This is a genomic window from Anaeromassilibacillus sp. An200, from assembly GCF_002160025.1.
GTDB classification, from domain to species: Bacteria; Bacillota; Clostridia; order Oscillospirales; family Acutalibacteraceae; genus Caccousia; species Caccousia stercoris.
Window position 1 is genome coordinate 1 of sequence record NZ_NFJU01000056.1, and the last position, 12,102, is coordinate 12,102.

The following is a 12,102-nucleotide window of genomic DNA, read 5'->3' on the forward strand; positions in this document are numbered from 1 at the left end:
GGGAGGAGGAGCTGTACCGGTACGACCCCCGCAACCGCCTGATGGCCTATACGAAAAACGGCGTAACGACGATGTTCCAGTACGACAACGCCGGTAACCTTCTGGTGGATGACAAGGTCCAGTACAGCTATGACGCCTTCAACCGGACAGTGAAGGCGGAGGCCTTTGACGGCAATGTACAGGTGAACCGCTACGACGCGGAGGGCCTGCGGTATGAGATGGAAGAAAACGGGCGGCTGGTGCGCTTCATTTTCCACAAGGGCGAGGCCGTGGCAGAGCAGGAGGAGAACAGCAACGTGATCCGCCTGATCCGCGGCTCGGAGCTGATCGCCCGCAGCAGTGACGGAGAGAGCGCCCGGACGTACTACCACTATGCCAGCGACGAGATGGGGTCAACCACCCATATTGTCGATGACAACGGTAATGTCCAAAACCGCTACGCCTACGATGCCTGGGGCAAGATCACGGTCAGGGAGGAGGCCGTCCCCAACCGCTTCACCTACTACGGCCAGCAGATTGACCCCATCACCCAGCAGTATTATCTGCGAGCCCGGTTCTATAATCCGATTATTGGCCGGTTTACACAGGAGGACACCTACCGGGGCGATGGGCTCAACCTGTATGCGTACTGCGCCAATAACCCGGTTTTTTATGTGGATTTAAGTGGATTCTATAAGGATGGACTTGACGCAGCTACAAGAAGACAAATTCGTAAGTATGCTGATTCTATACGCAAGAAGACGAATGTTATAAATGAATTACAAGAGGAAATTTACACAAAGGTATTAAACGGAATCCCAGTTACAGCAGAAGATATGTATGGTCTGGCATATCTGAAATATGGTAAATCGGTACGAGGACATATTTTATTGGATGTTGTAAGCGCTACCGATACTTCTGGAAAACAATCTATAATTTTTGCTGATGTTTTTGCCAGTGGACGCAATCCATTTAAAAATAAAAAAGTATCTACTTCTACAGTGATGAGCCAAATTGAACTGAGTGATTTGAATTTGCATAAGATTGAACAAGAAATTGCGATAACTGGAGGCTCAGGAAATACTCACACAGAACCAAAAGCTCTTGCAATGAATGAAGCAATCCTTAAAAAAATTGATGAGAGGGGTGGATTAAATAACATAAAGTATTCTTTGGCTGGTTATCAAGAACCGTGTTTGAATTATTGCAGGCCAAGACTACGAGGTGTTGTAGGCGATAAAAAGGGGAAAATAGTGATTGAATACACCGGCGAATTAGATGAGACTTTTTGGGAATTTAATTATGATCTTTCCAAAGAAAAAGTGGAACAACGTTTCCGTCATATGAATGACACTGAGGCTACTAGCAAACTTTATCCGCTAAAACATTATGACATTTGAGCTTTTGGACTACAAAGGTAGGGATATATTTATGTTTTTAAATGATTTGCAAAGATTGCTTTCGTTTGGAGAACACCTCTCTAGTAATGTGACAGAGAAAGATATAAAGGAAAAAGAATGTGAATTAACTGTAGAACTTCCTGATGCTGTACGGAAACTGTATCTTCATGTTTCCCCCAAAGACTCCATGTTTACCACCTGTCGGATGATCCCTTTGGAGGAATTAACCTTACGAAAAGCGGAAGATGAGCAACAGTATTATCAGGTTATCCCTATTTTTATAGGGGGAAAACGGGCATTTGGGCCAGCGATCTCAGCAGAACAAAAATATGGCGTGGAGAATCCATATTGGACATGGGATGGCGAAGAACTTGGCCTTGTTCTGAAAGCAAATTTTCCAAAAAAGAATCTTGACAAGCCAATCAAGATTGTACGCGGAACCAGTGGACAATCCATCAGCGTTTGTATTCTGAATATCCTCGGAACTCAGGTCATTCAGTCCTTGAAGAGCCTTGTAGGAGTACAGGATCTGTATGGCGAGAAGCACAAGCGGAGCAGTCAGGTGACGAAGTCGCTTTGGGATGTTTATGATTGGTTCATAGGATTTGCGGAAGGAGCACAAGAGCTTAAGATTGACAAAAAGAGTGGTCTGATCCTGGGGTTAAATCTACCATCCGATGTGGACTGTCTGTACGATGGCTATGATGTGATTTTTGGTGCTGACACAGATAAACCGCTGGAACAGCTTATTCAGGAGACGGGGGCCCCATTAGAATGGATCAAAAGCCAGAGCGGGAATGTGACACCGGCGGAGATATGGGAGCCTGAGCCTGAGGAACGGTTGTTGATTCCGATTTCTCCGATATTAGAGTATATTAGAGATTTTACAGGGTTGGCTGGCAGATGCACCCCAAAAGAAAAAATTGAACAAGCAGAACAGAAGTTGGGGTGCCAATTGCCCATTTCGCTGAAAGAATTTTATATGCATTTGCCTCAATCGCTATTCACGTCCTATGATACCATCTGGAGCATATCAAAGCTACGTCGAATGAAAGATGGAAAGATAAAGTTTTTAGAGGAAAACCAGGGCTCGTTCTATGGGGCAGTACAGCCGGGGAGTTCTCTGATGTATCGTCAATGGGAGCGAGAGTGGGAGGCCGCAGGAGTGCTAGACGGATACCTTGCGGTGGAGTTTATGGATTCCATCTCAGAAGATGAAAGCATAGGACTTGTTATGGAGGAATGCCAACATATCAAAGAAGAGCAACTTACACAAGATCCATTGAAGCAGTACCTCTCAGAGCTAGCTGGTATTTCCAGCAAAATTGCTATTGGAAATAGTAGACAACTTTATGATGTATGTGAGGGGCAGGGGATTGCGGTGTATGACAGGGATTCTGAGAGCTTGTATATCTACGCAAAAGGATATGATGTTTTAGAAAAACTCTTGAAGATGTTGGGCCTTACTTAAGCGGCAGGAGCTTCTCAGGAGCCTCGTTCAGGAGCATGAGTGCGGTGTGTGGGAACCTGGTGGAAATCACGGACAACCAGGGGCGCAAGACCCGTATTGCCTATGACCTGCTGAACCGGGAGATCCGGAGGACTGAGCGGGACGGCGGGGTACAGCGGACGGTATACGACCGGAACGGCCATGTGGTGCGTCTGATTCGTCCCAATGAATACAATCCGGAGACGGACGGGGGCGAGGGCTTCCAGTTTACCTACGACGCCGAGGGTCGGGTACTTACGGTGGTCAGCCCGGAGGGCCATGTGCTCCAGAGCAACACCTACGACGGGGCGGGCCGCCTGCTCCAGCGCGTGGACGGCGTGGGCAGCGGCGTGAAGTATGAGTATGATTTCACCGGCGCCCAGCGGCGCATGGAGAGCATGGGCGGTGCCAGCCAGGAGCTGGAGTATGACGCCCAGGGCCGGATTATCGGCATTGTGGACGGCAACGGAAACGAGACCAGGTACCTGCTGGATGAGTGGGGCCGGATCACCGGCGTGAGGAAGGCGGACGGCTCCACGGAGCAGTATGCCTATAACTTCGCGGGGAATATGGTGTCCTCCACCGACGGTGAGGGCCATACCACCCAGTATGAGTATAACCGCATGGGGAAGCTCTCCGCTATGGTGGATCCCACCGGTGAAAAAGAGACCTACCAATACGATGGGGAAGATCGCCTCATTGCCCGCACCGACCGCAACGGCGTGACGGTGGAGATGGGGTACAACCTCTACGGCGCGCCCCTGTTCCAAAAAGAAAAAGACGGCGCTCTGGGTGATTTTTACGAATACACCCCGGAGGGCTTGCTTATGAATAACCGATGACTTGACTATTATCACAGCGACTTGAGGCCATTCCTCTGTTCCCATTACAGGAGCTTCATTGGTTCGACCTCTACTTTTCAGCACTGATTCGGCGGCTTATATGTTTCGTCCGCCTATTCCCAAATGAGAGAACTCAGTACCTTTCCTCGTTCCGATAATCCTATCTATTCATATGCATCCTTAGGTTTCCACTATAGGCCTGTCAGTTGTACCACGCCTGTAACGCAGTATGGTGTTTCATACTTGCAATTTTTACTTCACCACGCTGACAGCGAATTAACGCCAGAGCACATTTCTATGCCCCAAAAGTATAGACCCGTACATTCGTGGATTCGTCAGATAACATTTATCATTCTAACCATAGATGCTTTGTAGACCTCCGGCCTGTAGGTGACACCATCCACCTCTGGACAGATTTCGTTGCGTTGTTCATACAGCCGCAATACGGTCACTTTCAGCCGACTTTACCGGGCTTCTGACGATCAGCGTTTCCACTTACACCGCCAGCCGGAGTATCAAGGGGAGCGTTTCAAGGCGTTACCCTCTCATTCCACTCCTTGGATTATCAGTTCTACTGTTCCGTTGTTTCACTGCTATTATTGAATGCTTGCGCCGCACACAAAAGCGCTAACATTGTATAATCTCCTTTTGCATACGCATCCTTCTTGTATTTTTCAATTTCCTCATTTGTCATTCCCGGATTTCCACACATATCTTTAATAAAATCAAAGTGTGTTATTGTCCAATACATTGCTTGCTGCGCCTTTTCAGGTAGCTCCTCGATTTTCCTTTGGAGCTCTGCCAGCATTTCATCCTTATTCTTTTCCATCTTGTTCGACCTCCCAACGCCCAAAACTGGATGTATTTATCCAATCATACCACATCAGATAGGGTAAAATCAATATGGATATATTTATCCAGTAATTCTTGTCATAATACGGGAGGTAAACATGTCTAATGGATTAAAGCAGGATATTTCAATAGGACACAATCTGAAAACCTTACGCAAGAGAGCTAAACTGTCTCAGCGTGAGGCATCGGCGCAATTAGAGGTTTTGGGTATTCCAATGACTGAGGACATCCTTGCTAAAATGGAGCAAGGGCGCTATAGTGTGCGCATTAGTGTTTTATTAGCATTGAAACAAATTTATGGTGTCAGCTCATTTGACGAATTCTTTGATGGTTTGCATCTTTAAGCTGATTACCATTTGGACAGTGCCTAACCTTTTCAGTTAGGAACGAGTCGCACTACAGGCCTTTCCACGGCCACCGTCCGTTGCAGAACCATACGCATTCATAGGACAAGTGTCACAGGCGCCGCCCGGCTCACCAATCCCCATCTTACCATCCACAGAAGAGCAGAGAGGCTTGGTATCTTCATCATACTCATTTCCTTCCGGCCAGAGATTGTATGCCGAATGGTTGTAGAGAATAACCCCCTCCAGTGTTTTGGAGTAATCCGGGTTGTCCGGGTCCTCAGTGGGGATCTCGTACTGGATGGCGCCGCCAGCAGGAATCTTGACCCGCTGGAAACTCATGGACTCCATGCCCTCGACATCTTCCGCGATCTCTTCCTTGCTGAAATCTCCTTCTAACATAGTGGGCAGCAGGAAAACATTCTCGTTTTGGGTCGTCAAAGCGTTGTTCTGTTCGTACATAGTTCGTTCCTCCTTAATTTTTCTGATAACCGTTATTAAGCGGCCATCTGATTGAACCGATTCCATTGACTCGCCGGCATGGAGAGAATGTCGTATCCAATCCCCTCCAGAATAGTGGCACGGTCATAACTCTCCACGTCTTGGCTGTGTCGCGTTACCGCATTGGACAGACCATATAAGGTCAGGTCATTGTCCTCAATCAGCCGCTGTAGCACGCCGGCACTTTCCTCATCCGTGATATGAAAATCCTTGCTGACCAGCTTAACAATACCGGGTACATCCGTGGTGTTCATGCGGGCTTCTTTGGCATCTTTCATCAGGTTGACCACTTGAGAAAAGCTCACTTCATCCACCACCGCCCGAACAGTATCCTGAATCTTCATGGCAAACGCTTTATCGTCTGCTTCCAGAGTCTTATCCGAATACAGCTGGTAGTTTTCCGTGGCCTCAACGCGGCCAACATGCTTCCGGCGCGTCTGGGCGCTGTTTACCACCATGCCATTGCTGCACACCAGACGATAAACCAACGGCTGGATATTGACAGAGCCAAGCCCCACCTCGCTGTTGCTGATGATGATACCGGATTGTACAATGTCACCGGGGACAACTTCCGCCTGCAGACGGGTGTTGACCACCTTAATGTACATACGGCTTTCGGTGAGCTGGCAGCTTTCAAAATGCATCCCCTCCATGTCCTGAAGGACCGGAAGGACGATGCTGGCAATGTCCAGATTGTCGATACGGCGGTAGCGGTTGCTCAGAAATGCTCGTGCAGTGCCGTTCAGTGTACGAACCATGCGTGTGGCCGGTTCCTGCTGAAACCAACCATTTACATTTTGGGCAAGCAGCTCCGGGTATTGCTCCAGCATCTTATCATAGTAAGGCGCCGGGATTTTCAAGTGAGTTCCGATTTGTCTGTGGGCAATTGCATTGATTTCCAGTGGTTCCATTGCAGGAACACCCACTTTATCATAGGCGTTGAGATACAGCTTGGAATTGTAAGGTTCCATGGAAAGGCTTCTGGTATCCAGTATATAGTCAGCTTTCAGCTCGGCTTGTCTCTGAATTTCCTGTGCCATCTCCACAAGGCTGATCCCTGATTTCATTGCAATTTCACTCCCTTCTTCTGATGTACTTACCAGGATACCTGAATTCCCTGAGCCGTAGTTTCAGCAGCTAGGCCATTGCGATCCAATACTTCCACCAACCGGGGCCAATAGACCTTTGCCGGAAAATTAGACAGATGCTCCTGTGGTACCAGCTCCTCACCCTGCTGGATGCAGAGGTTGCCGTTTTCTTTCATTGTGAGTTTATTGAGCCCGTGCGAATTGAGGTCAGCAACCAGTGTTTCCAGCACCTCGCGCCCATGATTCTCATACCACATATTGGGGTCAATGGGCCGTTTGTTGGGTGGAATATCGATGCTTTCCTCACCAGCGGCTCCCAGCTTGGACAGGGGCACAATTTTCAGCATATCGCATTGGATCGTGGCATCCTTATGGAAGGTGATGTCCGCATGGTCGAAATCTGGTACACCGTGAATGCGGATGCGTCCTGTTCCGCTGCTGCGGATCAGCTCAACAGGCGATTTTTCACACCATTCAAAATAGGCATCTGCGTATAGGGAATGCAGATATCCAAGGATGCGGTGATTGGCATAGCGCAGAAGAAGTTCATCTGGGATTGGTTCCTCCAATTCCGGGATTTGAAATGTCGGTTGAGAGACCCCTTCAGCATGAAGCTGGCGCTCCCGTTGCTGACGCTTACGCCGACGTCTGGCCTGCTCCATATAGGGAAGCAGTAGGATCAGTACGACCCAAAGCCCCCAAAGGGTAAATACCCCAATCAGTAGCCATGCCTGCCATGGCCCGCGCACCAGAGCCATGATGGCAATGACAGCACCAATCAGAATGGTAATACTGCCGCTCAAAAGTCCTTTATCATTGTTCATTACGACCATCCTTTCTGTAAAACAAAAAAAGAGGGACCGCACCAAGATTCAGTCAATTCTGAAAACTTGATACGGTCCCTCTATGATATCGGTTCTTATTCCGGTAGGGGTTCGCGATTACCATCCATCACTTCGGTGAATGCCGGGATGGTTGCCGCTTCGACGAAGTCATACTGTTCACTTTCCGATGTTCTTTTGGGGAATTGGCCGGGAAGATAACCAAAATCATTCAGCCATATTTTCAGCTTCTTGATAGTGATCCCATCCTTTTGGCGAATATCCACCAATTTCTGCGATCCGGTAAGCCAGATCATGCTGCCTTTTTTGACCTTGAGCCGTATGAGTCGGGCAACATCTTCGCCACCGGCCCATACTTGATAGAATTCCGGTTGATTTCCACCAGTCCGTTCCATCAAGTCAAAACTGACATATGGCTGCTTTGACTGGCTTTCTTTGGGGATAAGCTCATGCATAACTCGGCCAAATACAAATATCTGTGCCATAACACTTCCTTTCCTCGCCTTTGGCGTTACTATCTATATATAAAAAGTGCCAGCAGAAATCCGCTCATAAAAAGCGCAGAAATACCACTGACACTTACATACAAACTTAACAGCGTGTGCAATGCGAGTATTTGACCCGCGGTACAGAACTTAATCTGCATCCCATAAGGGAAACGCACAAATATCAATTACACATTTAGCATATCACTATATATTGTGTATGTCAATATATATTTATCTATATATAGAAACAAAGCAAAGGCGAATCACAAAATCCGGTTTATGTGTCGGTAGTAATCATCGACAGTATGGGAACCTCACTCACTTCACCATCCTGAAATACAAAGGCAATTTATCCCCCACTTTGTCTTCCAGCATAAGCGTACTGCTGGAGATTGGACAAAGCAGAAAATACTCCAGCGCAAATGTCTGTTCCAGAAACTGATACACCTTATACCGGTCGATAGTATAAGGTTTGTACATGGAACATACCTCCTTTCCGTTCTATACATAAAATAGAGGCAAAAACAAGGATGTTCTGCAACTTTCCCAAAATATTTTTTATTGTGTAGACACAACCTTTCGGGTTTACATATGTCTATTTTATCTTACCAAGTATTTAGAAAGCATTTATTTTCTAAAACTGTTAAAAGTAAAAAAATTATTGGGAGTATTCCAAAAATATGATATAATAAATAAAATAAGAGGATAATCTGCAATTATCTGTTGTTCGGGGATAATCAGCTATTATCGCTCAATAAAACCTGAGCTCGTGAGCTGATTCGAAAAAGCGCCTGATTGTGGGGGAGGGATATAGTCTATGGAGCCTAAAGATATCCGCATTTTATATTTAGCACATTATGCGCCGGCGACACCAGATGCTCCGCTACCGACAGGAGTGAGAGATCTGGTCTACGCTGAATACCACTTCAAAGTATTTCAGATTTTAAAGAAGGTTTTCCCCCTGACAGTTTCTTGCTGTGATCCTGGGATTATGCTCCACAGCGATTTGTCTGTGGATTATATCTTTTCGCTATACAACCGAATGCCCTTTCGTAACTCAGAGGTTTTTGTGTCTTCTGTTGCAGAATATCACAATATTCCGTACTTAGGTGCCCGGCCAAATATTCGCGCCCTTGCGGAGGACAAACACTTAGCGAAAATGATGGCAAAATACGCAGGGGTGGAAACGCCAGCGTGGCAGATATACAATGTGGGAGCGGAGCTAAAAGAACCACCCTTTGAACCTCCGTATTTCTGTAAACCGCGTTTTGGCGCAGCGTCATTGGGGATCGATGAATCATCAGCCTGTGTTTCCTGGAGCGCAGCCAAGAACAAAATTAAAGAGTTGCATGCTCTGGGTATGGATGTGATCGTAGAATGTCAAATTAAAGGCGTGTATCATACAAGCCCGGTTCTAAGCAATTTTGGAAATTTCATGTATCTGCCTTGTATTGCACAGCATTCGATGCTGGATAGCGGGATCGTTACATATGAGCAAAAACGGAAAATCGCCCCGGGCCTGACCCGAGAGATCGTTGGAGACAAAAGTTTACAGTTACAACTTCAGTCCGCTTCAAAAAAGATGTATCCGTTGGTACAGCCTCTGGACTATACAAGATTTGATTACATTGTCGAGGAAAGCACTGGTATCCCCTATTTTCTGGAGTTTAATGTGTGCTGCAACTTAGGAGAACACTCCACGGTGAGCCAAGCTGCAAAGCATCTGAACATTGGATATGAGGAATTGATAGAGAACATTACATTTTCAAGTCTATACCGCTCGGGACTATTAGACGATACCTTCGGTAAGCAGTTTTAGGGGATCCATATACCAATATGCCAGACCGCATGGCGAATACAAATCACGCCAATCATTCTGTATATGTTTTTTACCAGAATTTATGAATTTCAGATAGTATTGCACCGCATGTTTTGTTTGCTTAGGGAAATAGCGGTCTGGATATGTCAAAGCTTTCGCGATTCGTCCTTCGAGGATCTTGTTGCCATGCAAAGATTCAACCAATAAGCAATTGACATAAAATTTTTGGCGGACTCGATCCAGTTTGTGATTTTCCACTGCCTGTTCGATATCATTGAGCCGCTGAACGGCACGCTCTGTGTTTCCCATAACGGCTTCTATACATGCAAGATTGATCGTCGAAAAGATCCGGGGCATTGAGTTCTGCCCGAATCGCTGTGCCAAAAGCAGACATTGGTAAGCATCCTGGTATTTGTCCAGCAGAAAATAGCAGATACCAAGATCATTGTAGACAATATGGAGATTGCTCCGAGGAAACATACCAAGGCCATCTCGAGCCTTTTCCAAAACTGTCAGTGCATGTTGGTAGTCCTTCGCTTTGCAGAGAGCATTCCCTTGGTTGCACAAGGTTGTAAAATACCCAAAGTCATCCTGATCAGCAAGAAAGTCATCCAGTGCTTGTGTGTATAAATCTTCACGATATTCTCGATATGCAGATGTGGCGTTGCGGACTAGATACCCATGCATCGGGCCGTCAGGGAACAAGTCTTTTTTTTCTTCGTAGACCGCCTGCGCGTCAGCGAGTCTTTCCATATGAATGTAGGTCGATATCAGGAAACTGCTTAAGAGATTCTGCTGGCCAGGATCCTTGTTGTTCTGTAGGCATCGCAGTAATGCAGCCTCCGCTTCTTTAGGCCGTCGGACCCTGTTCAGAAGAGTTGCTCGGAACGCATCTATATCTGCTGTGATTTCGCCATCCGGTATGGAATCTATCCACGCAAACGCTTCTTCAAATCTGCGTTCCCTGCAAAATTTGATCCCAGCGAGGAGGCAATCACTGCGCTTACCTTTTTTCAGGTGGGCATCATCCATTAATTCCTGTGGTACTTCCTTACCACATATGATGGCTTGATGAAGATATGTTTTCGCATCGTCTGGAGTTGTACAATTTAACTCCCGAGAGAGCCGATACCGAAGTTCAGCATGATTTTGCCCGCTGTCTCTGCGAGACAAGAACTCATACACGATGTTCTTATAAACAAGCTGATCACTGATTTGACTTACAATATTCTGAAGTAGGGGATTATTTCGACCCTTCAGCAGCCACCCCTGTGGACCACCTTCAATAAGGTCCTTGTCCTGCAACATACTGATGGTGCTTTGGAAGGTTTCAGATTCGTTGACTGAAAACACTTCAGACATTGTGATGATTTGATACAAGGTACTTTCGTCTATGGGACCACCCCAGATTTGGAGGATTAGAACGGCAGCTTTCTCCCAGGGAGTCATTGCTTGACTGGGTGAATGCTTCTTTATGTTTCTGATTTCTTTTATGATCGCGTGAATGTTTTGCTGAGTCTTGGAAATGATTGCTGAAGCCTCGTCAGTGGAAATCGTAATATCATAGAGGGCACCCAGTTCTTTTATGAGTTTGACCTGTGGCCGGTCAAACTCAATATGAGTGGAAAGGTCTATGCCTTCTTCAAACAAGTAATTTTCAAGTTTATCGCACTGAAGTGTCTCCTCTGTCCTGATCAAAATACATTGAATGGACTCAGTTTTCAAAAGCTTTGCCAAGAGGTCAAAAGATGATTGAGCCAACAATTCTACAGCGTCTATAACAATCAAAAAGTGGTGTTCACTTTTGCTGAAAAACTGTATAAGCAGTTCGTCCATTGCCGAAGGATAGACCCCGGTATAGATGGGCGCCGCTGTACGCCTTTCCACCAATCTACCGAGTGCGGGGCCGACATAAGGAACGCCCTCCATTGCTGCTGAAAGCAGGGAATCGCTATGCTCTCCCCATTTTTTATCTGCGAACGTTTGAAGCCTGTCCAGATGTTCAGTCTGTACCAGACATGTTAGAAGTAACTCGGAGAGGGATTTCCCAATTGATGCATCGATATAAAATATATTTTCACCAAACAGAGAAACACAGACCTCATGCATTCGCTTTTTCACAAAAGAAGTCACACCGCTCGCATGGTATGTATATATCCAGATGGGCGCCGCGCCGTTGAGAAGGCAGTCTCGAAGAGATGAATACTCAATATCCCTATTTGCATAGTCCATAAGCTTCCCCCGATGTGCGTAATCAACGATAATTGCAGATTATCCTTCTGTTGAATCTTGCTGCAAAAAAATTCAGATGCGGGAAGCCACTCATGAGTGGCTTCCCGCATCTGAATTTCAGCCTGTCGAAAAAGGTCACCGATTGGTAGCCTTTTTCTCGTATAAAGGGAGAAAATGCGGTATAATGAGTTTGGGGTGATAAAAATGCTGGTAAAGAATGCAGAAA

At 46.4% G+C, this 12,102-nt stretch carries 13 protein-coding genes; 5 read left to right on the plus strand and 8 right to left on the minus strand.

Annotation, left to right across the window (positions count from 1 at the left end):
* The 3 genes from B5F35_RS16280 to B5F35_RS16290 all read left to right on the plus strand — a co-directional run.
* Positions 1 to 1,379: RHS repeat domain-containing protein (locus B5F35_RS16280; RefSeq protein ID WP_140401265.1), on the plus strand; the 1,379-nt coding region annotated here is incomplete at its 5' end.
* Entirely contained in the window at positions 1,369 to 2,850 is a 1,482-nt protein-coding gene (locus B5F35_RS16285; RefSeq protein WP_087242616.1) for an SMI1/KNR4 family protein, read from the plus strand. The genes B5F35_RS16280 and B5F35_RS16285, both read left to right, overlap by 11 nt.
* A 35-nt stretch (positions 2,851 to 2,885) precedes the next feature.
* A complete protein-coding gene (locus B5F35_RS16290; RefSeq protein ID WP_087242617.1) occupies positions 2,886 to 3,710 on the plus strand; it encodes an RHS repeat protein in 825 nt (274 codons plus the stop codon).
* Between the two features lie 571 nt (positions 3,711 to 4,281).
* On the opposite strand, the gene B5F35_RS16295 is transcribed toward B5F35_RS16290, so the two are convergent.
* The gene (locus tag B5F35_RS16295) at positions 4,282 to 4,539 is read right to left on the minus strand and encodes a hypothetical protein (RefSeq protein ID WP_087242618.1); all 258 of its coding nucleotides are present in this window, start codon (positions 4,537 to 4,539) and stop codon (positions 4,282 to 4,284) included.
* Positions 4,540 to 4,660: 121 nt separating this feature from the next.
* On the opposite strand from B5F35_RS16295, the gene B5F35_RS16300 reads away from it, so the two are divergent.
* The gene (locus B5F35_RS16300) at positions 4,661 to 4,906 is read left to right on the plus strand and encodes a helix-turn-helix domain-containing protein (protein WP_087242619.1); all 246 of its coding nucleotides are present in this window, start codon (positions 4,661 to 4,663) and stop codon (positions 4,904 to 4,906) included.
* Positions 4,907 to 4,942: 36 nt separating this feature from the next.
* Here B5F35_RS16300 and B5F35_RS16305 read toward each other — a convergent pair whose 3' ends face one another.
* The 5 genes from B5F35_RS16305 to B5F35_RS18805 all read right to left on the minus strand — a co-directional run bounded on the left by B5F35_RS16305 (position 4,943) and on the right by B5F35_RS18805 (position 8,305).
* The gene (locus B5F35_RS16305) at positions 4,943 to 5,368 is read right to left on the minus strand and encodes a hypothetical protein (protein WP_242969565.1); all 426 of its coding nucleotides are present in this window, start codon (positions 5,366 to 5,368) and stop codon (positions 4,943 to 4,945) included.
* Between the two features lie 35 nt (positions 5,369 to 5,403).
* Positions 5,404 to 6,474, minus strand: coding sequence for a DUF932 domain-containing protein (locus tag B5F35_RS16310; protein WP_087242620.1), 1,071 nt, complete (start codon positions 6,472 to 6,474; stop codon positions 5,404 to 5,406).
* Between the two features lie 29 nt (positions 6,475 to 6,503).
* Entirely contained in the window at positions 6,504 to 7,319 is an 816-nt protein-coding gene (locus tag B5F35_RS16315; protein WP_087242621.1) for a hypothetical protein, read from the minus strand.
* A 95-nt stretch (positions 7,320 to 7,414) separates the two neighbouring features.
* Positions 7,415 to 7,822, minus strand: a complete 408-nt coding sequence (locus B5F35_RS16320) for a single-stranded DNA-binding protein (RefSeq protein ID WP_087242622.1) — start codon at positions 7,820 to 7,822, stop codon at positions 7,415 to 7,417.
* 321 nt (positions 7,823 to 8,143) lie between these two features.
* The gene (locus tag B5F35_RS18805) at positions 8,144 to 8,305 is read right to left on the minus strand and encodes a hypothetical protein (protein WP_162611461.1); all 162 of its coding nucleotides are present in this window, start codon (positions 8,303 to 8,305) and stop codon (positions 8,144 to 8,146) included.
* Between the two features lie 337 nt (positions 8,306 to 8,642).
* On the opposite strand from B5F35_RS18805, the gene B5F35_RS16325 reads away from it, so the two are divergent.
* Entirely contained in the window at positions 8,643 to 9,644 is a 1,002-nt protein-coding gene (locus tag B5F35_RS16325) for a D-alanine--D-alanine ligase family protein (protein WP_087242623.1), read from the plus strand.
* Here B5F35_RS16325 and B5F35_RS16330 read toward each other — a convergent pair.
* Both B5F35_RS16330 and B5F35_RS19055 read right to left on the minus strand, forming a co-directional pair.
* Positions 9,615 to 11,876, minus strand: a complete 2,262-nt coding sequence (locus B5F35_RS16330) for a tetratricopeptide repeat protein (RefSeq protein ID WP_087242624.1) — start codon at positions 11,874 to 11,876, stop codon at positions 9,615 to 9,617. The two genes, B5F35_RS16325 and B5F35_RS16330, sit on opposite strands and share 30 nt — an antisense overlap.
* A gap of 22 nt (positions 11,877 to 11,898) precedes the next feature.
* The coding region (locus B5F35_RS19055) for a hypothetical protein (RefSeq protein ID WP_206424064.1) at positions 11,899 to 12,102 on the minus strand (204 nt) is incomplete at its 5' end.